The organism is Kitasatospora misakiensis (genome assembly GCF_042656005.1).
Taxonomy (GTDB): domain Bacteria; phylum Actinomycetota; class Actinomycetes; order Streptomycetales; family Streptomycetaceae; genus Kitasatospora; species Kitasatospora misakiensis.
In genome coordinates this window covers 173,108-193,655 of record NZ_JBHSOF010000002.1, presented here as the reverse complement: position 1 = coordinate 193,655, position 20,548 = coordinate 173,108, and the positions used below count along the sequence as shown (strand labels likewise).

Annotated in this window: 21 protein-coding genes; 7 read left to right on the top strand and 14 right to left on the bottom strand. The window is 74.3% G+C overall.

The genetic code is table 11. The features are described from left to right. Positions 1 to 43: 43 nt before the first annotated feature. The 4 genes from ACFP3U_RS02745 to ACFP3U_RS02730 all read right to left on the bottom strand — a co-directional run bounded on the left by ACFP3U_RS02745 (position 44) and on the right by ACFP3U_RS02730 (position 2,937). The gene (locus ACFP3U_RS02745) at positions 44 to 745 is read right to left on the bottom strand and encodes a phosphoadenylyl-sulfate reductase (RefSeq protein ID WP_380223486.1); all 702 of its coding nucleotides are present in this window, start codon (positions 743 to 745) and stop codon (positions 44 to 46) included. Beyond that, on the bottom strand, positions 726 to 935 hold the full coding sequence (locus ACFP3U_RS02740; RefSeq protein WP_380223485.1) for a hypothetical protein: 210 nt from the start codon (positions 933 to 935) through the stop codon (positions 726 to 728). The genes ACFP3U_RS02745 and ACFP3U_RS02740 overlap by 20 nt, the downstream gene beginning before the upstream one ends. Beyond that, a complete protein-coding gene (locus ACFP3U_RS02735; RefSeq protein WP_380223484.1) occupies positions 932 to 2,656 on the bottom strand; it encodes a nitrite/sulfite reductase in 1,725 nt (574 codons plus the stop codon). Before ACFP3U_RS02735 ends, ACFP3U_RS02740 begins: the two co-directional genes overlap by 4 nt. Positions 2,657 to 2,853: 197 nt before the next feature. Beyond that, positions 2,854 to 2,937, bottom strand: a complete 84-nt coding sequence (locus ACFP3U_RS02730; RefSeq protein ID WP_310593185.1) for a putative leader peptide — start codon at positions 2,935 to 2,937, stop codon at positions 2,854 to 2,856. Between the two features lie 235 nt (positions 2,938 to 3,172). Between ACFP3U_RS02730 and ACFP3U_RS02725 the strand changes: the two genes are divergently transcribed. Together ACFP3U_RS02725 and rsgA are read left to right on the top strand one after the other, a co-directional pair. Further along, positions 3,173 to 4,468 (top strand): YihY/virulence factor BrkB family protein, encoded by a 1,296-nt coding sequence (locus ACFP3U_RS02725; RefSeq protein ID WP_380223483.1) that lies wholly within the window; start codon positions 3,173 to 3,175, stop codon positions 4,466 to 4,468. Positions 4,469 to 4,803: 335 nt separating this feature from the next. Further along, positions 4,804 to 5,925 (top strand): ribosome small subunit-dependent GTPase A, encoded by a 1,122-nt coding sequence (rsgA, locus tag ACFP3U_RS02720; protein ID WP_380223481.1) that lies wholly within the window; start codon positions 4,804 to 4,806, stop codon positions 5,923 to 5,925. Between the two features lie 85 nt (positions 5,926 to 6,010). On the opposite strand, the gene ACFP3U_RS02715 is transcribed toward rsgA, so the two are convergent. Then, positions 6,011 to 6,478, bottom strand: a complete 468-nt coding sequence (locus ACFP3U_RS02715) for an ASCH domain-containing protein (protein WP_380223480.1) — start codon at positions 6,476 to 6,478, stop codon at positions 6,011 to 6,013. A 116-nt stretch (positions 6,479 to 6,594) separates the two neighbouring features. Between ACFP3U_RS02715 and ACFP3U_RS02710 the strand changes: the two genes are divergently transcribed. After that, a complete protein-coding gene (locus tag ACFP3U_RS02710; protein ID WP_380223478.1) occupies positions 6,595 to 8,166 on the top strand; it encodes a DNA-3-methyladenine glycosylase 2 family protein in 1,572 nt (523 codons plus the stop codon). Continuing rightward, the gene (locus ACFP3U_RS02705; RefSeq protein ID WP_380223477.1) at positions 8,163 to 8,675 is read left to right on the top strand and encodes a methylated-DNA--[protein]-cysteine S-methyltransferase; all 513 of its coding nucleotides are present in this window, start codon (positions 8,163 to 8,165) and stop codon (positions 8,673 to 8,675) included. The genes ACFP3U_RS02710 and ACFP3U_RS02705 overlap by 4 nt, the downstream gene beginning before the upstream one ends. A gap of 35 nt (positions 8,676 to 8,710) precedes the next feature. On the opposite strand, the gene ACFP3U_RS02700 is transcribed toward ACFP3U_RS02705, so the two are convergent. Further along, the gene (locus ACFP3U_RS02700; RefSeq protein WP_380223476.1) at positions 8,711 to 9,232 is read right to left on the bottom strand and encodes a GNAT family N-acetyltransferase; all 522 of its coding nucleotides are present in this window, start codon (positions 9,230 to 9,232) and stop codon (positions 8,711 to 8,713) included. A 50-nt stretch (positions 9,233 to 9,282) separates the two neighbouring features. Next, positions 9,283 to 9,798: a MarR family winged helix-turn-helix transcriptional regulator gene (locus ACFP3U_RS02695; RefSeq protein ID WP_380223475.1), complete on the bottom strand. Its 516-nt coding sequence runs from the start codon at positions 9,796 to 9,798 to the stop codon at positions 9,283 to 9,285. A gap of 143 nt (positions 9,799 to 9,941) precedes the next feature. Here ACFP3U_RS02695 and ACFP3U_RS02690 point away from each other — a divergent pair, with 143 nt between their 5' ends. Next, a complete protein-coding gene (locus ACFP3U_RS02690) occupies positions 9,942 to 11,390 on the top strand; it encodes an MFS transporter (RefSeq protein ID WP_380223474.1) in 1,449 nt (482 codons plus the stop codon). Between the two features lie 127 nt (positions 11,391 to 11,517). Here the strand turns inward: ACFP3U_RS02690 and ACFP3U_RS02685 are convergent, their stop codons facing one another. The 3 genes from ACFP3U_RS02685 to ACFP3U_RS02675 form a co-directional block, all read right to left on the bottom strand. Continuing rightward, positions 11,518 to 12,165 carry a DUF305 domain-containing protein gene (locus ACFP3U_RS02685; protein WP_380223706.1) on the bottom strand — a complete coding sequence of 216 codons (648 nt, stop codon included), beginning with the start codon at positions 12,163 to 12,165 and terminating at the stop codon, positions 11,518 to 11,520. A gap of 71 nt (positions 12,166 to 12,236) precedes the next feature. Then, entirely contained in the window at positions 12,237 to 12,917 is a 681-nt protein-coding gene (locus tag ACFP3U_RS02680; protein WP_380223473.1) for a DUF3105 domain-containing protein, read from the bottom strand. Positions 12,918 to 13,047: 130 nt separating this feature from the next. After that, positions 13,048 to 13,599, bottom strand: coding sequence for a hypothetical protein (locus ACFP3U_RS02675; RefSeq protein WP_380223472.1), 552 nt, complete (start codon positions 13,597 to 13,599; stop codon positions 13,048 to 13,050). 346 nt (positions 13,600 to 13,945) lie between these two features. On the opposite strand from ACFP3U_RS02675, the gene ACFP3U_RS02670 reads away from it, so the two are divergent. Continuing rightward, positions 13,946 to 15,625 (top strand): hypothetical protein, encoded by a 1,680-nt coding sequence (locus ACFP3U_RS02670; RefSeq protein ID WP_380223471.1) that lies wholly within the window; start codon positions 13,946 to 13,948, stop codon positions 15,623 to 15,625. A 37-nt stretch (positions 15,626 to 15,662) separates the two neighbouring features. Here ACFP3U_RS02670 and ACFP3U_RS02665 read toward each other — a convergent pair whose 3' ends face one another. Then, positions 15,663 to 16,271, bottom strand: coding sequence for a TetR family transcriptional regulator C-terminal domain-containing protein (locus ACFP3U_RS02665; RefSeq protein WP_380223470.1), 609 nt, complete (start codon positions 16,269 to 16,271; stop codon positions 15,663 to 15,665). Positions 16,272 to 16,414: 143 nt separating this feature from the next. On the opposite strand from ACFP3U_RS02665, the gene ACFP3U_RS02660 reads away from it, so the two are divergent. Then, the gene (locus ACFP3U_RS02660) at positions 16,415 to 16,639 is read left to right on the top strand and encodes a hypothetical protein (protein WP_380223469.1); all 225 of its coding nucleotides are present in this window, start codon (positions 16,415 to 16,417) and stop codon (positions 16,637 to 16,639) included. 12 nt (positions 16,640 to 16,651) lie between these two features. Here ACFP3U_RS02660 and ACFP3U_RS02655 read toward each other — a convergent pair whose 3' ends face one another. The 3 genes from ACFP3U_RS02655 to ACFP3U_RS02645 form a co-directional block, all read right to left on the bottom strand. Next, positions 16,652 to 17,695: an agmatine deiminase family protein gene (locus ACFP3U_RS02655; RefSeq protein WP_380223468.1), complete on the bottom strand. Its 1,044-nt coding sequence runs from the start codon at positions 17,693 to 17,695 to the stop codon at positions 16,652 to 16,654. Between the two features lie 71 nt (positions 17,696 to 17,766). Then, the gene (locus tag ACFP3U_RS02650; protein WP_380223467.1) at positions 17,767 to 19,497 is read right to left on the bottom strand and encodes an urease subunit alpha; all 1,731 of its coding nucleotides are present in this window, start codon (positions 19,495 to 19,497) and stop codon (positions 17,767 to 17,769) included. Beyond that, a complete protein-coding gene (locus ACFP3U_RS02645; protein ID WP_380223466.1) occupies positions 19,494 to 20,204 on the bottom strand; it encodes an urease subunit gamma in 711 nt (236 codons plus the stop codon). Before ACFP3U_RS02645 ends, ACFP3U_RS02650 begins: the two co-directional genes overlap by 4 nt. Between the last annotated feature and the right edge of the window lie 344 nt (positions 20,205 to 20,548).

Here is a 20,548-nt window from a genome sequence, read left to right as displayed (position 1 = left end):
AGTCCTTCGAACGGGGTGAACGGGTCTGGTGGGGGAGGGCCGGCTAGAGGTGGATGCCGCACTCGGTCTTGCCGGAGCCGGACCAGCGGCCGGCCCGGCCGTCCTCGCCCTCGCCCGGCTTGCGGGTGCAGGAGAGCGGGGAGCAGCCGATGGAGGTGTAGCCCTCCCACAGCAGTGGGTTGAGCAGCACGCCGTTGGCGTTGACGTAGGCGTCCACGTCCTCCTGCGTCCAGCGGGCGATCGGGGCGAGCTTGACCTTGCGGCGCCGGGCGTCCCAGGCGACCACCGGGGTGTTCGCGCGGGTCGGCGACTCGTCGCGGCGCAGCCCGGTGGCCCAGGCGTCGTAGCCGCCGAGGCCGCGGTTGAGCGGTTCGACCTTCCGCAGCGCGCAGCATTGGTCGGGGTCGCGGTCGTGCAGTTGCGGCCCGTACTCGGCGTCCTGCTCGGCCACCGTCAGGGTCGGGGTGAGCGTGATGACGTTGACCCGCATGGTCGCGGCCACCGCGTCGCGGGTGCCGATGGTCTCGGGGAAGTGGTAGCCGGTGTCCAGGAAGACCACGTCCACGCCGGGGAACACCGAGGAGGCCAGGTGGGCGACGACCGCGTCCTCCATCGAGGAGGTGACGCAGAAGCGCTGGCCGAAGGTGTCGGCGGCCCACCGCAGGATCTCCTGCGGGGTGGCCTCCTCCAGCTCCCGGCCGGCCCTGGTCGCCAGCTCCTCGTGGTCAGTCGTCGTGCCGGTCACTCCGGCCACCCCCGTCGGTCGGCGTCCCGCTGGTCGGTGTCCCGTTGGTCGGCGACAGCAGGCCGAGGAACTTCAACTGGAAGGCCCGGCGGCACCCGTGGCATTCCCAGGCGCCGTGTCCGGCCTCGGACGGGCGCAGGTCCTCGTCCCCGCAGTACGGGCAGAAGAACGGTGCGGCTCGCTCGCTCACGACAGCTGCTCCTCGCTGGCCCGGGCCGCCCACTGGGCGAAGCGTTCGCCCTCGGTGCGGTCCTCCCGGTACCGGGTCAGCACGCGCTCGACGTAGTCGGGCAGGCCGTCCTTGGTGACCTTGAGGCCGCGGACCTTGCGGCCGAAGCCGGCCTCCAGCCCGAGCGCGCCGCCCAGGTGCACCTGGTAGCCCTCGACCTGGTTGCCCTGCTCGTCCGTCACCAGCTGGCCCTTGAGACCGATGTCCGCGACCTGGATGCGGGCGCAGGCGTTCGGGCAGCCGTTGATGTTGATGGTCAGCGGCTCGGCGAAGTCGGGCAGCCGCTTCTCCAGCTCGTCGATGAGCGTGCGGCCGCGCTCCTTGGTCTCGACGATGGCGAGCTTGCAGTACTCGATGCCGGTGCAGGCCATGGTGCCGCGGCGGAACGGCGAGGGGGTGACCCGCAGGTCCAGCGCCTCCAGGCCGGCCACCAGCGACTCGACCCGCTCCTCGGCGATGTCGAGGACGAGCATCTTCTGCTCGGCGGTGGTGCGCAGGCGGTCGCTGCCGTGCGCCTCGGCGAGGTCGGCGATCTGCCCGAGCAGCCTGCCGTCGACCCGGCCGACCCGCGGCGCGAAGCCGACGTAGTAGCGGCCGTCCTTCTGCCGGTGCACGCCGACGTGGTCGCGCCAGCGGCCGCTCGGCTCCTGCGGGGCGGGGCCGTCGATCAGCCGGTACTTGAGGTACTCGTCCTCCAGCACCTGGCGGAACTTCTCGGTGCCCCAGTCGGCGACCAGGAACTTCAGCCGGGCGCGGTTGCGCAGTCGGCGGTAGCCGTAGTCGCGGAAGATGCCGATGACGCCGCCGTAGACGTCGGCGACCTCGTCGAGCGGGACCCAGGCGCCGAGCCGCACGCCGAGCTTGGGGTTGGTGGAGAGGCCGCCGCCGACCCAGAGGTCGAAGCCGGGGCCGTGCTCGGGGTGGACCACGCCGACGAAGGCGATGTCGTTGATCTCGTGGGCGACGTCCAGCAGCGGGGAGCCGGAGACGGCGGACTTGAACTTGCGCGGCAGGTTGGAGAAGTCCTTGTTGCCGATGAAGCGGCGCTGGATCTCGTCGATGGCGGGGGTGCCGTCGATGATCTCGTCCTCGGCGATGCCGGCCACCGGGGAGCCGAGGATGACCCGCGGGGTGTCGCCGCAGGCCTCGGTGGTGGACAGGCCGACGGCCTCCAGCTTCTGCCAGATCGCCGGGACGTCCTCGATCCGGATCCAGTGGTACTGGACGTTCTGCCGGTCGGTCAGGTCGGCGGTGTTGCGGCCGTACTCCTCGGACACCTCGGCGATGGCGCGCAGCTGGGCGACCGTCAACCGGCCGCCGTCGATCCGGACGCGGAGCATGAAGTACTCGGCGTCGAGCTCGTGCGGCTCCAGGATCGCGGTCTTGCCGCCGTCGATACCCTCCTTGCGCTGGGTGTACAGCCCCCACCAGCGCATCCGGCCGCGCAGGTCGGCCGGGTCGATCGAGTCGAAGCCCCGCTGCGAGTAGATCGTCTCAATACGTGTCCGTACGTTGAGACCGTCGTCGTCCTTCTTGAACTGCTCGTTGGCGTTCAGAGGGGTGTAGTGACCCATGCCCCACTGGCCCTCGCCGCGGTGACGGGTCACCTTGCGAACCGCGGCGGGGCGGCGCGCGGCGGCGCTGTCGGCCGTGGGCTCGGCGGTCTCGGGGGTGGTGGCCATGGTGAAGTCCTTCGGGGCAGGTGGCTCTGACGCCGGGTTGGTCGCGGGCGTACCCGGCTCGGCTAGGCTGCTGTGACCTGCGGGTTTCTCAGGACCTTGAGAGCAGCCGCGGCGGCCGGGCGGGCGCCTGCGCATCCGCTTCGACGGGGATCGCGGCGAGGTGGCGCCGGGTGCGGTGGGAGGCGGCGGGGGTGGGCTCAGGTCACCGGACAGATGGCGCTGGACACGCGAAGGAGATCGACGTGAAGTCGACCTACTAGGGTGGTTCCGGCGCTCGGCATGGCAAGAGATTCGCACGGAGCACGACTCGCGGTCCACTAACGTCCGTATTTTGGACGTCATGGTTTCGCATCGCGAGATGCCGGAGCGTTCCCGCCGCTCCCGCCGACCGGGCCTCCCGAGCCCCTCCTTTTCGGGGCGGTTTCCAGCGGTCGCCGCGGGGCTTGCGCGGGGCGGGTGCCGCGCCCGTGCACCGGGAGAGCAGCCGAACGGCCCAGGCCCGATAACGTTGCCCCTGTGCAAGCAGCAGGCGAAACGACCCGATCGAACCCCGAGCGGTCCGCCCGTCGTCGGGGCAAAGGATCCCGGCGGGCGGCCAAGCGGGCCACCTGGCGGAACACCGCCTGGGGGCTGGTCAAGGACACCACCAACACCTGCGTCGAGTACCGGGTCACCGGCCTCGCCGCGGAGGCGGCGTTCTTCACCCTCCTCTCCATCCCCCCGCTGCTGCTCTGCCTGGCCGGCACGCTCGGCTACCTCGACGACTTCCTCGGCGCGGGCACCATCGACAAGCTGAAGGCCGACATCGTCAAGGCCGCCGGCACGGTGCTCTCGGACTCCTCGATCACCCAGGTCGTCCAGCCGCTGCTCCGGCAGGTCTTCGACCAGACCAGGCCCGACCTGGTGTCGATCGGCTTCCTGCTCTCGCTCTGGTCCGGATCCCGGGCGCTCTACATCTTCATCGACACCATCACCGTGATGTACGGGCTCGACGGCAAGCGCGGCATCGTCAAGACCCGGCTCATGTCGCTCGGCCTCTACCTCGGCGCGCTGGTGATCGGCTCACTGGTGCTGCCGCTGCTGATGGCCGGCCCCGGACTGGTGACCAACGCGGTGCCGGAGAGCGCCGGGCTGATCAACGCCGCGTACTGGCCGTTCGCGATCCTGCTGCTGATCGTCTCGCTGACGACCCTCTACCACCTCGCGGTGCCGGTCTCCACGCCCTGGCGCGAGGACATCCCCGGCGCGCTCGTCGCGCTGGTGGTGCTGGTCTTCTGCAGCGTCGCGCTCCGCCTCTACCTGGTCAGCTCGATCGAGGGCCACTCGGTGTACGGCTCGCTGGCCGCGCCGGTGGCCGTGCTGCTGTGGATCTTCGTGGTCGCGCTCGCGGTGCTCATCGGCGCCGCCATGAACGCGGCCATAGACCGCCGCTGGCCCACCCTGGAGACCGCCGACGCCCGCGCCGAGAACGAGCGCGCGCACGAGGAGGCGCCCGCCGCCGTGGTCCGCGAGGTGGCCGCGCGGCGCGCCGTCGAACGGGCCCGCCGGGCGCGCGAGCTGGGCCTCGCCGAGGGCGGCGAGGAGGAGTACTGGGAGGACGAGGGCGAGGACGCCGACGTGCCCTCCGAGTACCCCGAGCGGTGGGCCGACGTGCTCGCCGCCGAGATCATCCGCGGCGGGCTCGCCGCGCGCGGCGGCGGCCCGCACCACCGGCCCGCCCCGCCGCCGCCGGACAGCGACCGGCCGACCGCGCCGCCGCCCGAGTACCCGCTGCCGAGCCGCCCGCCGCGCCCGCCGTGGGACCAGCGGTGAGCTGAGGGGCGCTGCCGGGCGCTGCCGGGCGTACGGAACCGCGGGTGAAAAACCTGTTGGCAGGGCCTGTGGGGCCCGCTAGCGTGTGAGCGTCCGGTTCGGGCGGCGTGGGCGCCGTCCGAGGAGAGAAAGCAGGAGGTGAGTCTCGTGGCCACGACTGCCATGACGGCTGCCCTGGGCAGCAACCGCATCCCTCTCTCCCTGCCGGCCGCCGGCTGACGTAGCCCTTCGCGCACGCAGCCGCAGCAGCCCGGCGGGATCACTTTCCTCCCGAAGGGCCCACTGCGTTGTTCAACGCTGCCTCCGTTTCGTCTTCCCTTTCTTCTTCCTTCTCCATGGCGTTCGACGGCTTCGACCGTGACGGATCCGACCCGTCCGACGCCGCCGCGTCGCTGGCCGGGTACGGCTGGACGGCCGAGCTCGACGAGCTGTTCGCGCCGCTCGCCGAGGCCGGGCTGCTCCCGGCCCGGATCGTCCGGATCGACCGCGGCCAGTGCGACGCCGTCCTCGTCGACCCCGAGAGCGGCGAGCTGCGCACCGTCCGGGCCGACACCCGGCAGGTCGGCGACGCCGACATGATCAACTGTCCGTGCACCGGGGACTGGGTCGCCGTCGACCTCTCGCCCGGGCTGCCCATGCCCGCGGCCGCGGCGCTGCTGCCGCGCTCCACCGCGATCATCCGCAAGGTCGCGGGCAAGCGTTCCGACGGCCAGGTGCTCGCCGCCAACGTCGACACGGTGGTGGTCGCCGCCTCGCTCGCCGCCGAGCCCGACCTCGGCCGGATCGAGCGCTTCCTCGCCCTCGCCTGGGAGTCCGGCGCGGAGCCGCTGGTCGTCCTCACCAAGGCCGACCTGGTCGACGACGCCGACTTCATCCGGGCCGACGTCGAGGCCGCCGCGCCCGGCGTCACCGTCCTGGTGGTCAGTGCCGAGACGGGGGAGGGGATCGACGTGCTGCGCGCCTGCACGCCCGGCACCACCGCGGTGCTCGGACAGTCCGGCGTCGGCAAGTCCACCCTCACCAATGTGCTCGCGGGGACGGACGTGATGGCCGTCCAGGCCGCCCGGTCGGGCGACCAGAAGGGCCGGCACACCACGACCACCCGTGAACTCGTCCTGCTGCCCGGCGGCGGGGTGCTGATCGACACCCCCGGTCTGCGCGAGGTCGGCCTCTACGGTGGCGAGGGCGTGGCGCTCGCCTTCGCCGACATCGAGGAGCTGGCCGAGGAGTGCCGCTTCCACGACTGCCACCACGCCGGCGAGCCCGGCTGCGCGGTGCGGGCCGCGCTGGAGGACGGCTCGCTGTCCGAGCGCCGGATGGAGAGCTACCTCAAGCTCCAGCGGGAGAACGAGTGGATCGCCTCCCGTTCGGACGCCCGGCTCGCCGCCGAGCGGGTGAAGAAGTGGAAGACCATCACCAAGTCGATGCGTGCCGCGGGCGGTCCCGTGAAGCGGTGACACCCGGGCCGCGCCCGCCCACCCGGCCGCGCCCGCCCGGCCCCGGCCGGGTGGGCGCCGCGGGGCGGTCCGCCGTGCGGCGCGGTCAGCGGAAGACGGCCAGCAGCCGGAACCGCTCCAGGACGACCCGGGTGGTGTCGTCCACCGTGAAGCCCGGGTCGCCGAGCGCCGCGCGCAGTTCCTCGCCGTGCCAGAACCGCTCGTGCCCGGCCCGCCACTCGGCGACCGTGGCGTACCCCTCGCCCTCGTCGAGCGCGTGCCGCAGGTCGACCTCGGCGAGCGGGACGACCCGGATGTCGGTGAGCTCGGTCACCGCGACGATCCGCCCGGCCGAGTCCGGTACGGCGCCGCGCCTCCCGGCCTCCGGCAGCTGCTCGCCCTCGATCTCGTACTGGGTGAGCAGACCGGTGGTGCTGGTCTTGGCCCCGGACAGCACGGCGCCGACCAGCCGGTCCCGCAGCGGGCCGGGGAAGGCGAACTCCTCGACGGGCAGGGCGGCGACCCGCGGGTCGTCCGGACCGGTGTAGGGCTGCTCGGACACGAGGTCGGACACGGGGTCTCCTGTCGCTTGGGGCACGGGGCGGTCCGCTCCGCAGGCTAACCGGCCGAAGGGCGCGCGGGCTCCTGGTTTTCCGCCCGCCCCGATGCCCGCCCGGGTGCCCGACGCCCATGTCCGAATCCCGCCAGTCGAGGCCCGCCGAGTGGCGCAGACTGGACAGCGTGATCGACGACGACATCCGGTACCGCGCCGTGGACAGCCGGGACGCCCGCTTCGACGGCGTCTTCTTCACGGCCGTCACCTCCACCGGCATCTACTGCCGGCCGAGCTGCCCGGCCGTGACCCCGAAGCGCGTCAACTGCACCTTCTACCCCAGCGCCGCCGCCGCGCAGCACGCCGGCTTCCGGGCCTGCCGCCGCTGCCGCCCCGACTCCGTCCCCGGCTCGCCCGAGTGGAACCACCGCGCCGACCTGGTCGGCCGGGCCATGCGGCTGATTGGCGACGGCGTCGTGGACCGCGAGGGCGTCGCCGGCCTGGCCGACCGTCTCGGCTACAGCTCCCGCCAGCTCCAGCGCCAGCTCACCGCCGAACTCGGCGCCGGTCCGATCGCGCTGGCCCGGGCCCGCCGCGCCCAGACCGCCCGGCTGCTGCTCCAGACCACCGAGCTGCCGGTCACCGAGATCGCGTTCGCCGCCGGCTTCGCCTCCGTCCGGCAGTTCAACGACACCGTTCGCGAGGTCTACGACCGCACCCCGAGCGGGCTGCGCGCCGAGGTCGCCGCCGGACGCCGCACCGCCACCCCGGCCGGCGGGCTCGCCCTGCGGCTCGCCTACCGGGGCGCCCTGGACAGCGGCCACCTGATCGACTTCCTCGCCCTGCGCGCCGTCCCCGGCGTGGAGGAGGTCGTGCCCGGCCCCCGCCCCGGCGTGCGGACCTACCGCCGCACCCTCGCGCTCCCCTACGGCCACGGCATCGCCGAGGTGGACGGCCTCGCCGCCGACGAGCCGGCCACCCGGGGCTGGCTCGACTGCCGGCTGCTGCTCACCGACCTGCGTGACCTGCCGACCGCCGTCCAGCGCCTGCGGATCCTGTTCGACCTGGACGCCGACCCGCTCGCCGTCGACGAGCAGCTCGGCGCCGACCCGCTGCTCGGCCCGCTGGTCCGGGCCCGCCCCGGACTGCGCTCGCCGGGCCACGTCGACCCGCACGAACTCGCCGTGCGCGCCGTCCTCGGCCAGCAGATCACCGTCGGCGCGGCCCGCACCCTGGCCGGCCGGCTCGCCGAGAAGTACGGCACCGCGCTGCCCGAACCCAACGGCGGGCTGCGGCTGCTCTTCCCGACCGCCGCCGCCCTGGCCACCGCCGACCCGGAGGACTTCGCGATGCCGGCCGCCCGCCGCCGCGCGCTCACCGGCCTGTGCGCCGCCCTCGCCGAGGGCGTCGTCCGGCTCGACGGCGGCGTCGACCGGGAGGAGGCGGCCGCCCAACTGCTCGCCCTGCCCGGCATCGGCCCGTGGACCGTCGGCTATCTGCGGATGCGCGCCCTCGCCGACCCCGACGTCTTCCTCCCGAGCGACATCGGCGTCAAGCACGGACTGCTCCGGCTCGACGCCCCCGGGGACCCGAAGTCCGCCGCCCTCGCGGCCGAGGCCTGGGCCCCCTGGCGCTCCTACGCCGTGCACCGCCTCTGGGCGGGCCCGGCCGACCACCCCAGCACCGGAACGGAGAACACCGCAGCATGAGCACCACCGTCTTCACCCACCTGGAGAGCCCGTTCGGCCGGTTGATGCTGAGCGGCATCCTGCCGGAGGACGGCGGGCCGGCCGGGCTCGCCACCGTCACCGCCCCCGGCCAGAAGTACGCGCTGGCCGAGCCCCTCGACGACTGGTTGTACGACCCGGACGCGCTCGCGGCGCCGGCCACCCAGCTCACCGAGTACTTCGCGGGCGAGCGCACCGTCTTCGAGTTGCCGTTCGCCCCGATCGGCACCGACTTCCGCCGGCGGGTCTGGGCCGCCCTCGACCGCATCCCGTACGGCGAGACCATCACCTATGGGCGGCTCGCCGAGCTGGCCGGCGAGTCCCCGCGCGCCGTCCGGGCGGTCGGCGGCGCGGTCGGTGCCAACCCGCTGCTCATCGTCCGCCCCTGCCACCGCGTCCTCGGCGCCAACGGCGCCCTCACGGGGTTCGCCGCCGGCGTCGACCGCAAGCGCTGGCTCCTCGACCTGGAGGGCGGCACCTCGCTCTTCTGAGCCGCCGCCCGCCGGCCCCGCGTCGTGCGGGCCGGTCAGGCGGCCGGCAGCGCGCGCAGGTCCACCCGCCAGTCGTTGCTGCGCATCCAGCGGCCGGGCGGGAACTCGAAGTCGGTCTCGCCGACGAGGGTGAAGCCGGCCCTGCGGCAGACGGCGTTGGACGCGGGGTGGTCCACCGAGGGGAAGGCGTGCAGATGGCGGTGGCGGGCGGTGCGGGCGGCGGCCTCGACGGCGGCCCGTGCCGCAACGGCCGCGATGCCCCGGCCCTGGTGGGGCGGGAGGACGTTCCAGCCCATCTCGTAGACGGTCCCGCCCTGCCAGCTCCGCTCGGCGTAGCCGACGCTGCCGACGGCCACCCCCTCGGCGGCCAGCACCACCCGGTACATACAGCCGATGCCGGAGGGGACGAAGTCCAGGTAGCGGCGGTGGCGGACGAGCATCCGCTCCTCGCTCTCCGGACCGCCGACGTGCTTGCGCATCTCCGGGGTGTTGATCAGCCGGAGCAGGGCGAGGTCGGCGTCGGTCCAGGGTTCGAGGCGCAGCGCTGAGGCGTCCATGCCCGGACGATAGCGGCCCAGGCGGCCGGTGCGGTACTCGTTTTCGCAGCTCAGGCCGGGGGGTCGGCGAGCGCGCGGGCCAGGTTCTCCAGGGCGGGCAGCGCCTGCATCACGGCGTCGCGGTCGGCGGCGGAGAGGGTGTCGAGCGCGCCGGCGATCCGGCGTTCGTGGGCGCGCTGCCAGTCGTCGAGCTGGCGGCGGCCGGCCGGGGTGAGCGCGATCCGGGCGGTGCGGCGGTCCCCGGGGTCGGCCTGGCGGTCGACGAACCCGGCGTCCAGCAGCTTGCCGACCAGGCCGCTGACGGTGTTCGGGGCGAGGCGCTGCCGGGCGGCCAGTTCGCCGACCCGCAGCGGGGCGGCGGCGAGCGTCTGGAGGAGTTCGACCTGCGCCATCGGCAGGGACTCCCACGGGTACTCGGTCCGGATGCTGCTGCGCAGCGCGCGGCGGAGCCGGGTGACCGCGTCGGTGAGCCGCCGGGCGCGCTCGATCGTCGTCGGCTCCGTGGCCTGCGGCTCGACGTCCCGCGGGTCGGTGGAGGGTTCGGGAACGGGCGGTGACGGCGGCATGGCCGACAGCGTAGCGCCTGGTACCGGCGCCCTTGGACGGCCGCGGACCGGTCGGGGGCGACCGGTCCCGGCCGGGCGGAGGACCAGTCGCACGCAGATCAGCTCGCAGAGGGAACATATCTGCATGCGATATATTTCCTTGTATGAACGCCGCGTCGCTCCTCACCACCCGGCTGCTCACCGAGCACCCCCGGCCGCGCGGCATCGCCGACTGGCGGTACGCCCACTGGCTCGCCGTCGGCACCGTCTGCCTGGGCGCGTTCCTCGGCCAGCTGACCGCCGGAATCACCGCGCTCGTCTACCCGGCGCTCCAGCGCCGCTTCGACACCGGGTTCGCGGCCGTCGAGTGGGTCGCCCTCGCGTATCTGCTGGTGCTGGTCGCCCTGCTCGCGCCGCTCGGCCGGCTGTCCGACCTGGTCGGCCGCAAGACGGTGTACCTCGGCGGGTTCGCCGTCTTCGGCCTCGCCTCGCTGGGCGCCGGGTTCGCCGGCGGCCTCGGCACCCTGGTCGCCTGCCGGGCGGTCCAGGCCGTCGGCGGCGCGATGATGCAGGCCAACAGCGTCGCCCTGGTCGCCCGCGGCGTCCCCGAGCACGCGATGCGCCGGGCGCTCGGCGTGCAGGCCGCCGCCCAGGGCCTCGGCCTGGCGCTCGGGCCCAGCCTCGGCGGGCTGCTGGTGGAGCACGCCTCCTGGCGCTGGGTGTTCTGGATCAACGTGCCGGTCGCCGTGCTGGGCATCGTGGCGGGGCGGTTCCTGCTGCCCCGGACCCGCGCCGAGGATCCCCGGGCGGACCCTGGCCGGGCCGCGCGGCCCGACGAGGACGGCGGGCGCTTCGACCTGGCCGGTCTGCTGCTGCTCGCCGGCTCCACCACCGCGCTGCTGCTCGCCCTCTCCGCCGCCTCCGGCCTGCCGCTGCCCGGCTGGGCGGTCGGCGGGCTGCTGGTCGCCACCGTCCTGTGCGCGCTCGGGCTGGTCCGCCAGGAGCGCCGCGCCACCCGGCCGATCCTCGCCCCCGGACTGGTCAACACCCCCGGCGTCCGCCCCGGCCTCGCCGTCTCGCTGATCGGCTACCTGCTGCTGTTCTGCCCGCTGGTGCTCGGCCCGGTGCTGCTCGCCGAGGCGGGCCTGTCGACCGCGCGCTCCGGACTGGTGATCACCCTGCTGCCGGCCGCGTTCGCGGTGGCCGCGACGGCGGGCGGCGCGCTGCTGCCGCGCGGCTGGTCGGACGTCGCCCGCTGCCGCGCGGGCGCGGCCCTGGCCGGGGCCGGACTGCTCGGCTGCGCGCTGCTGCCCGCCCTGGGCGCGCCCGCCCCGCTGCTGGCCGGCCCGCTGCTGGTGGCCGGCGGCGGGCTCGGCCTGCTGCTGCCGGCCAACAACGCGCTGGTGATGCGGGCGATCCCGGCGGAGTGCTCGGCGGTGGGCGGCGGCATGGTCAACATGGCCCGCAGCCTCGGTACGGCGCTCGGCACCGCGCTGCCGGTGCTCGGCGTCCACCTGGCCGGTCCGGTGCTGGGCGGTCGGTCGGTGCTGCTGGCGCTCGCCGCCGTCGCCGGGCTCGCGGTGCTGCTCGCCCGGCCGGTACGGCGGCGCTGAGGCGGCGACGGCCGGGACGACAAGGGCGGCGAGGGCAAGAGCCGGGACGACAACGGCCGGGGCGGTGGACGGGAGTGCCGTCCACCGCCCCGGCCGTGCCGTGCTGTGTGATGCTCGGGTGCGCGCCTCAGGAGGCGGGCACGCCCGGGGCGGCGCCGCGCTCCTTGAGCATGTCGGTGATCAGCTCGATCTCCGAGGTCTGGCCGACCACCATCGACTGCGCGAGCCGCTTCTCCGACTCGTTGCGCGCCAGGTCGACATAGCCCTGGGCCATCTCCACCCCGCCCTTGTGGTGCTCCAGCATCAGCTGGAGGTAGTACACCTCGGCGTCCCGCCCGCTCAGTGAACGGAGCTTGGCGAGCTGGGTGTTGGTGGCCATCCCGGGCATCAGCGAGCCGTCGTGCGCCTGGTAGTCGGCGCCGTGCCCGTGACCGCCCATCGCCATCCAGGCCATCGGCTTGGCCGGGGAGTGCTGGGTGAGCCCCCACTGGTCCAGCCAGCCCATCATCATGCCGCGCTGGTTGGCCTGGGTGTTGATGATGTCGAAGGCCAGCGTGCGGGTGGGCTCGTCCGAGGTCCGGTCGCGGACGATGAACGACAGGTCCACCGCCTGCTGGTGGTGGGTCGCCATGTCACGGGCGAACCCGGCCTCCGGGGAGTCGTCGGCCGGCGCCGCGACCGAGGAGGTGCCGGAGGCCGCCGTGCCGCCGGCCACCAGGGCCGGCACGCCGAGGGCGAGGGCGAGCGCGGCGGCCAGCGCGGCCGGCCACCAGATCCGCCGGCGCGAGGCCGCCGGGGCGGCGTCCTCCGCGTCCTCGAACGCGCGGTCGTCCCCCTCGGCGGCGGTCACATCGCCCCCATCGAGCAGGAGGCGCCGGGCTCCTGGGTCTGCTTGCCCTGGACGTACTTGGTGAAGAACTCGTTCACCCGGGGGTCGCTGGCGCTGTCCACGACGAGCTGGGTCGACCAGGCGCTCAGGGTGATGGTGCCCTTCTCGTCCGGGTACGGGCTCATCAGCGAGTACGGGGTGGCCTTCACCTTGTCCGAGAGCGCCTTGACGTCCTCGGGGGTGGCCTTGCCGTTGTACGTCACCCAGACCGCGCCGTGCTCCAGCGAGTGGACGGCGCGCTCGTTCTCGACCGGCTTGTCGTAGACGGTGCCCATGCAGTCCAGCCAGACCGCGTTGTGGTCACCGCCGACCGGCGGGGTCTGCGGGTAGGTGACCTTCTCCTTGACGTGGTTGCGGGACAGGTCGCCGAAGGTCTGGACGCCGTCGATCGGGGCGGCGGCCGCGGCCTCCTTGGCCTTCTTGTCGTTGTTGGCGTCGACCACGATCCAGGTGCCGGTGGCTATCGCGGCGATCACCAGGACGCCCGCGATCGAGCTCGCGAGGATCTTGTTGCGGCGGTCGCGGCGCTGCTCGGCGGCGCGCAGCTCGGCGATCCGGGCGCGGCGGTCGTTGCTCGCCTGCTTGGCGTTCGGCTTGTTGCCCTGCGCCTTGTTCGACTGCTTGGAGGCGGAACCCATGCGGTGTCCTTGTCCCCGCCGCGCATCGGGCGCGGCGGTCTGAAGAGGGGTGGGAGGGGCGGATCCACCGGTCCGGCCCCGCCCGGCGCTCGGGGCGACGGGGAGGGCCGGGGCCGGCGGCGGGTTCCGCTCAGGACCGGTGGACTTGGAGTGCGTGCAGGTCGGGTGCGGGGTGCGGCCCGACCAGCAGCCCGGCGGGCACCACCCGGGGCAGCGCCTCGGGCGTCTCCGGCCGGGGCGCCGCGGCGGGTTGCGGGTGCGGCGGCGGGTTGGGGAGCTGGCCGTCCTGGGCGCCGTACGGGTGGCCGGAGCAGCCGTTGTTCTGGTGCGGCGGGTCGCCGTCGACCGAGCACCACGTCCAGTGCCGGTGGCTCTCCGAGCGGATCCGGTCGCCGAGGGTCTGCGGCGCGGTGGCCGGACCGGTGGTGGCGGTGCCGGGGAGTTGCGCGGGGGCGTCGGCCGCGGGCCCGGTGGCGGGGCCGGCCGTGAAGGCGGTGAACGCGGTGACAGCGGCGACAGCGGTGACGAGTCCGGTCGGCGGGCCCAGCGGGGGATCGGCCGGGACGGCCACCGGGAGCCCTGGTCGCTCGGCCGTGGCCGCCTGGGCGTGCGCCGCGCACGGGAGCGAGGTCAGCAGCCCGACCAGCAGCAGAACCCACAGCGCGCCCACCGGGCGGACCACGGGAACGGCCCTCCCCGGTCGAGGTGTGCTGGGGGCCGACGCGGTCATGCGGACATTTAATCAGCCGAACGAGTGAAGCGATCCCCCTCCTCGGCTCCCATTTTCGAGCCCGGAGCCGCCGGAATACGCCGGAAACGCCCTGGTCCGGGCGGTTCGGCCGACTGCGGGAGGAACGGAAGCGAAACGGGCGTCAAACCGGGTGATCGGTATCGGCCGATCTGTGCGTGGTTGTCGCCGAAAGCCGGACAGCGTCGTTGCACTTGGGGACAATGACGTCGAGCCCGGCCCGCCCGGGGGCGGCGCCAGAAGCAGCGAGCAACGAGCAGCAGCGACCAGGAGCCGCCAGATGACCAAGCAGGGTGCACCCGCGCAGCAGCCCCGGCCGGACGACGGCTGGTGGGACACGGTCTACGCGGGCCCGGCCGGCACCCTCCCCGACACCCCGGACGCGAGACCGGGGGAGGGCAGCGTCGACGACTGGTTCGACACCGCGGCCGGACTCATCGGGCAGCAGCGGAGCGCATCCGGGGAGGCCGGGGCGGCGGCGGAGGCCGAGACGGTCGAGGGGACGGCGGAGGCCGACGAAGGGGTGCTGGAGCGGGACAGCATCGATGACTGGTTCGACACCGCGGTCGGCGTGATCACCCCTCGGCGCCCGGCCGAGCAGGCCGGTCTGGCCGCCGACGTCCAGGCCGCCGACGTCCCGGCGGATGCCGTCCCCGTCGAGGACGTTCCGACCGCCGACGACACCCGCCGCTTCCCCGCCCCCGCCTGGGCGGCCGGGCCCGCGGCCCTGGTCGAGCTGCCGGAGGCGACGGACCCGCCGACCGACCGGGCCACTGAGCCGGCCCCCCGGGTGCCCGAGCCCCGGCCCAAGCCCGCACCCGAGACCGCCTCGGCCCCGGCCCTGGAACCGGAGCCGGAACCGGAGCCGGAACCCGCGCCCGCAGCCGAACCGGAGCCGGCCGCCACGGAAGCCGTCGTCCCCGAGCCGGACCGCGAGCCCGCCCCCGCGCCCGAACCGGATCCCGAACCGGTCGTCGCCGTGGAACCGCCCGCGCCGCGCCCCAACCCCCGCCCCGGGCGGGCCGCGACCGCGCCCGTCGTGCCGCACGTCGGCGAACGCCCGCCCACCTACGGCCCCGAGCCGACCGCCCTCCCCGAGGCCGACCCCGGCGCGCTGGGCGGCGTCGTCGCCGACACCGTGCTGGAGGGCGCCCAGTACGCCGCCACCACGCTGCGGGCGGTCTCCGTCCGCGGCGACTCCGCCCGCTACCGGGGCGAACCCCGGCGGGACTCACTGCTGGTCACCCGCTTCGGCGAGGGCGCGGACGGGCTGCTGCTCGCGGTGCTCGGGGGGCTCGACCACGCCGGACCGGTCGCCGAGGAGGTCGCCACCGCGACCGCCGAGGCCTGCCGCCAGCTGGCCGGTGCGGTCGGTCGCAGCCGCGAGGGCCTGTCCGCCGATCTGCGCGACGGCGCCCGCGACCGGCTCCGCTACGGCCTCCAGCGGCTCGCGCTGAGCGCCGTCGCCCCGCTCCGCGCCCTGGTCCCGGACGGCGGAACCGTCGGCGGGCCGGCTGACGAGCCCGACGGTGAGGGCGAGCCGTCGCCCGCCTCGCTGCACTGCCTGCTGGCCTCGCTCGATCCGGCGGCCGGCTACCGGGCGGCGTTCGGCGTCGGCCCGGGCGGGCTCTACCTGCTGCGCTCCGGCCACTGGATCGACGCGTACGCGGCCCGGCTGTTGCACCACCCCGAGGGTCAGCCGCCGGTGCCCGAGGCCCCGGCGCCGGGCCCGCGCCCGTTCCGCTTCCGGATGGTCCCGGCGACCCCGGGCGACATCCTGCTGCTCTGCACCCCGGGTCTGGCCCGCCCGATCGCCGACGAGCCCGCCGTCGCGCACTTCCTGGCCTCGCACTGGGCGCACCCGCACCCGCCGGGCACCGTCGACTTCCTCCGCCAGGTCCAGGTCCGCGCCAAGGGCTACACCGACGACCGCACCGCCGCCGCGATCTGGACCGAGTGACCAGCCCGGGAGTACGTCCGGCCCCGGGCGGGTCCGGTCACGCCCCGGCGGGGCCGAGCAGGGCGGTGCAGGCGGTGGCGGCGAGGTGCTGCGCGCGGAGGAGGTCGGCGCCGGGCAGGCCCAGGGCGAGGGGGACGGCGAGGCCGTCGAGCAGGGCGCGGATCTGGCTGGCGCGTTCGGCGGCGTCCCCGGGGGCGAAGCGGGCGGCGGCGGTGCCCTCCTCGATCAGGGCGACCAGGTCGGCCTGCCAGGGCGCCTCGATCTCCAGCTGCCCCTGCCGGAGCTCCTCGCTGGCGGGGGAGCGGCCCCACACCTCGACCCAGAGGATCCAGCGCGGGTCCCCCGGGCCCTCCGGCAGGTAGAGCGCGGTGTAGTCGTCGAGCCGCTGCCGGGCGTCGCGGCCGCCGTCGGCGAGCATCTCCCGGCGGCGGGCGCCGAGCTGCTCCTCGCTCCAGCGGAGGGTCTCCAGCAGCAGCTGGTCCTTGCTGCCGAAGTAGTAGAGCAGGTGGCCGGCGCTCATCTGGAGCTGTTTGCCGAGGCCGGCCATGGTGAGCCGGCCGAGCCCGTGCTCGGCGATCGCGGCGCGCGCGGTGGCGAAGACCTCCTCGCGCGGGCGGGCCGGTCGGCGCGGGCGGGCGTCGGCCATCGGTGCTGCTCCTCCGGGGGTTTCAGGGGGCTTCACGATACTGGCCGTGCCCGGCGGACCACGGAGGGGGACGTCGGCCGGTTCGAGCTCTCACTCCTACGGGTACGTACGATGCAGAACGTCCTCGACCCGAGGAGGTGGCCATGGCCACCCTGATCGCCCTGTTCGCCGGCCTGCTGGTCGTGGTGGCCGGGCTCGCGGTCCATCTGCACCGGCGCCGCAGCGGCCCGACCGAGAACCTGGACGGCGTGCTGGCCGAGCAGGAGCGGCTGGCCCAGGCCCGGGCCCTCCGCTCCTCCTACAGCTCGATCGCGATGCACAGCTCCCACGGACTCACCACCGACGACCTGGGGAGGTACCACCGGTAGCGTCAGGCCGGTTCAGGCCTTCGGCTGCTGCTGGGTGATGCAGTGGATGCCGCCGCCGTTGGCGAAGATCTCGCGGGCGTCGACGAGTTCGACCGTGCGGCCGGGGTAGGCCTCGGCGAGGACGGCGGCGGCCTGCTGGTCGCGCGGGTCGTCGAAGGCGCACAGCACCACGGCGCCGTTGGCGACGTAGTGGTTGATGTACGAGTAGTCGACCGGCTCGCCCTCCTCGTCCAGCAGGACGGTGGGGGCGGGCAGTTCGACGACCTCCAGCTGCCGGCCGCGCGCGTCGGTGGAGGCCTTCAGGATCGCCACCAGCTCCTGGCAGACCGCGTGGTCGGGGTGGGCCGGGTCCGGCTGGACGTGGGCGAGGACGACGCCGGGGCGGACGAAGGAGGCGACGATGTCGATGTGGCCGCGGGTGCCGAACTCGTCGTAGTCGCGGGTGAGTCCGCGCGGCAGCCAGATCGCCTTGGTGGTGCCGAGGAAGGCGTGCAGCTCGGCCTCGACCTCCTCGCGGGTCCAGTCGGCGTTGCGGCCCTCGCCGAGCTGGACGGTGTCGGTGACGAGCACGGTGCCCTCGCCGTCGACGTGGATGCCGCCGCCCTCGTTGATGAGCTTCGAGGCGAACCGCCGGACCTCGGTCAGCTCGCTGATGTGCTCGGCGATGTGCTGGTCCTTGTCCCAGCGGGCCCAGCCCTGGGCACCCCAGCCGTTGAAGATCCAGTCGGTGGCGGCGAGGCCGCCCTCGCCGTCGATCAGGAAGGACGGGCCGATGTCGCGCATCCAGGCGTCGTTGAGCGGGCGCTCGACGATCTCGACCTCCTCGGCGACGTACTTGCGGGCCTCGGCGGTCTCGCCGGTGTTCACGACCAGGGTGACCGGCTCGTACCGGACGACGGTGTTCGCGACGTTCGCCCAGGCCTCGCGCGCCGCGTGCAGGTGCTCGGGCGTGTCGAAGGTCGGGTTGTCGGTCGGGAAGGCCATCCAGGTGCGGTCGTGCGGGTGCCACTCGGCGGGCATCCGGTAGCCGAGCGAGGCGGGCGTGGGGCTGGTCATCGTGAGGTCCTTCGGTGGGGCGGGGGTCGCGGGGCGGCGGGCGTGGGGGCGGCGGGCGGTGTGGGCGGCGGTCAGAGGAAGTAGAGGCGGCTGAGCGAGACGCTGTCGGCCGGTTCGGAGCGCAGCGGGGCGCCGTCGAGCGAGACCAGGCCGGTCTCGGTGACCTCGACGCGGCCGATCCGGGCGTTGCGCACCATGTCGCGCGGGCCGATGCCGCGGGTGTTCCGGACGCCGACGCGCCGGCGCCGGGTGGGCAGGCCGTCGGCGGGGCGGTCGAGGTAGGCGCCGTCGGCGGCGGCCTGGGCGACGAAGGCGACCGAGATGTCGGCGGCGGTGGCGCCGTGCGCGCCGAACTGCGGGCCCAGCACGAGGGGTTCGCAGCGGTCGGTGGAGGCGTTGGGGTCGCCGACCACGCCGTAGGCGGGGAAGCCGGACTTGAGGACGAGCTGCGGTTTGGCGCCGAAGTGGTCGGGCCGCCACAGCACGATGTCGGCGAGCTTGCCGATCTCGATCGAGCCGACCTCGTGTGCGAGGCCGTGGGCGATGGCCGGGTTGATGGTGAGCTTGGCGATGTAGCGCAGCACGCGCTCGTTGTCGTCGCCGCTCTCGGTGGTCCCGACGGTGCCCGATCCTTCTGGACCGTCCAGCGGGCCGAGTTCGGCCTTCATCTTGCCGGCCATGGCGAAGGTGCGGCGCACCGTCTCGCCGGCCCGGCCCATGCCCTGGGCGTCGGAGGAGGTGATGCCGATGACGCCCAGGTCGTGCAGCACGTCCTCGGCGCCCATCGTGCCGGCGCGGATGCGGTCGCGGGCCATGGCGGCGTCGCCGGGCAGGTCGACCTTGAGGTCGTGCGCGGAGACGATCATGCCGAAGTGCTCGCCGAGCGCGTCCCGTCCGAACGGCAGGGTGGGGTTGGTGGAGGAGCCGATGACGTTCGGCACGCCCGCCATCTTCAGCACGTTGGGCACGTGGCCGCCGCCGCAGCCCTCGATGTGGAAGGCGTGGATGGTCCGGCCCTCCAGCACCTTGAGGGTGTCCTCGACGGACAGGCACTCGTTGAGGCCGTCGGTGTGCAGGGCGACCTGGACGTCGTACTCCTCGGCGACGCGCAGCGCGGTGTCCAGGGCGCGGGTGTGGGCGCCCATGTCCTCGTGCACCTTGAAGCCGGAGGCGCCGCCCTCGGCGAGGGCCTCGATCAGCGGGGCCTCGTCGGAGGAGGAGCCGCGGCCGAGGAAGCCGATGTTGACCGGCCAGGCGTCGAAGGCGTTGAAGGCGTGCCGCAGGGCCCAGGGGGAGTTGACACCGACGCCCCAGACCGGGCCGAACTCCTGGCCGATGATCGTGGTGACGCCGGAGGCGAGCGAGGCCTCCATGATCCGCGGCGAGAGCAGGTGGACGTGGGTGTCGATGGCGCCGGCGGTGGCGATCATGCCCTCGCCGGAGACGATCGTGGTGCCGGTGCCGACCACGACGTCCACGCCGTCCAGGGTGTCGGGGTTGCCGGCCCGGCCGATCGAGGTGATCCGGCCGCCGATGAGGCCGATCGAGGTCTTGCGGATGCCCTGGACGGCGTCGATCACCAGGACGTTGCTGATCACCACGTCGCAGGTGTCGCGGACGGCGGCGGGCTTGAGGTGCAGGCCGTCGCGGGCGGTCTTGCCGAAGCCGGCCAGGAACTCGTCGCCCGGGGCCTGCGCGTCGGACTCGACCCGGACGATCAGCCCGGAGTCGCCGAGCCGGATCCGGTCCCCGGCGCGCGGGCCGTGCACGGAGATGTAGTCGTGGGGGGTGATGGACGTCACGACTCGACCTCCGCGTCGTCGAAGGTGGTGAGGTAGCCGGTGGCGCGGGCCTTGGCCAGGGCGGCCTCCTTGGCGCCGGGGGCGTCGAGCGGGCCGTCCACCAGGCCGGCGAAGCCGATCGCGACGCGTGCGCCGCCGATCGGGACGAGGCCGACCTCGACGGTGGAGCCGGGGTCGAAGCGCACCGAGGAGCCGGCGGGCACCGCGAGGTGGGTGCCGTAGGCGGCGGCGCGGTCGAAGGCGAGCCGCGGGTTGGACTCGAAGAAGTGGAAGTGCGAGGTGACCGAGATCGGCACGCCCGCGGTGTTGTGGACGGGCAGGACGACCGTCTCCTCGACCGGGTCGTAGCCGGCGCCGTCGCCGAGCAGCGCGCCGCCGGGGGCCTCGTCGCCGAGCGAGCCGGCGCCCTTGAAGGGGTCGTTGACCACGGCCAGGCGGGTGCCGTCGTCGAAGACCGCCTCGACCTGGACCACGGTGACCACGTCCGCCACGCCGGGCAGCACGTCGTCCGCGGTGAGTACGGAGCGGCCGGCCTCGATGGCCTCGGCGAGGCGCCGGCCGTCCCGGGCGGCCTCGCAGACGGTGTCGGCGATGAGCGCGGTCGCCTCGGGGATGTTGAGGCGGACGCCCCGGGCGCGGCGGGCGCGGGCCAGCTCGGCTGCTGTGAAGATCAGCAGCCGGTCCCGCTCGGTGGGGGTCAGTCGCACGGTTCCTCGCTCGCGGTCGCCGGGGGAGGGAGAAGGAGAAGGAGAGGGCTATTTAGAACGGTGTTCAAACGTCTCGGGTCATTGAACCCGGAGTCGCCCGCCCTGTCCAGCCTTGCCGCTCGCGCGCCGTTCGGCACACCGGACTCGCCCACTCGCCCGCTTACTCGGCCCCTTGGGAGCCCCGGGAGTGAGGGCCCCGGGCTCGAAAGTCACCCCTACGCTTCGCAAACCTGTCCGGCGGGGGTAGTTGGATCACGCGAACCGCCCCGTGCCCCTTTCACCCCAGGTGATCGCCCGTGCACTGTTCCAAATGCCGAAAGGTGGGCATGACGATGATTGGTCAG

What these genes read in the sequence shown, in the direction of transcription:
- ACFP3U_RS02735 (WP_380223484.1), bottom strand. Translation starts at nt 2,656, where the DNA reads ATGGCCACCACCCCCGAGACCGCCGAGCCCACGGCCGACAGCGCCGCC.
- ACFP3U_RS02730 (WP_310593185.1), bottom strand. Translation starts at nt 2,937, where the DNA reads ATGCCGAGCGCCGGAACCACCCTAGTAGGTCGACTTCACGTCGATCTC.
- rsgA (WP_380223481.1), top strand. Translation starts at nt 4,804, where the DNA reads ATGGCGTTCGACGGCTTCGACCGTGACGGATCCGACCCGTCCGACGCC.
- ACFP3U_RS02710 (WP_380223478.1), top strand. Translation starts at nt 6,595, where the DNA reads ATGTCCGAATCCCGCCAGTCGAGGCCCGCCGAGTGGCGCAGACTGGAC.
- ACFP3U_RS02705 (WP_380223477.1), top strand. Translation starts at nt 8,163, where the DNA reads ATGAGCACCACCGTCTTCACCCACCTGGAGAGCCCGTTCGGCCGGTTG.
- ACFP3U_RS02700 (WP_380223476.1), bottom strand. Translation starts at nt 9,232, where the DNA reads ATGGACGCCTCAGCGCTGCGCCTCGAACCCTGGACCGACGCCGACCTC.
- ACFP3U_RS02695 (WP_380223475.1), bottom strand. Translation starts at nt 9,798, where the DNA reads ATGCCGCCGTCACCGCCCGTTCCCGAACCCTCCACCGACCCGCGGGAC.
- ACFP3U_RS02690 (WP_380223474.1), top strand. Translation starts at nt 9,942, where the DNA reads ATGAACGCCGCGTCGCTCCTCACCACCCGGCTGCTCACCGAGCACCCC.
- ACFP3U_RS02680 (WP_380223473.1), bottom strand. Translation starts at nt 12,917, where the DNA reads ATGGGTTCCGCCTCCAAGCAGTCGAACAAGGCGCAGGGCAACAAGCCG.
- ACFP3U_RS02670 (WP_380223471.1), top strand. Translation starts at nt 13,946, where the DNA reads ATGACCAAGCAGGGTGCACCCGCGCAGCAGCCCCGGCCGGACGACGGC.
- ACFP3U_RS02665 (WP_380223470.1), bottom strand. Translation starts at nt 16,271, where the DNA reads ATGGCCGACGCCCGCCCGCGCCGACCGGCCCGCCCGCGCGAGGAGGTC.
- ACFP3U_RS02660 (WP_380223469.1), top strand. Translation starts at nt 16,415, where the DNA reads ATGGCCACCCTGATCGCCCTGTTCGCCGGCCTGCTGGTCGTGGTGGCC.
- ACFP3U_RS02655 (WP_380223468.1), bottom strand. Translation starts at nt 17,695, where the DNA reads ATGACCAGCCCCACGCCCGCCTCGCTCGGCTACCGGATGCCCGCCGAG.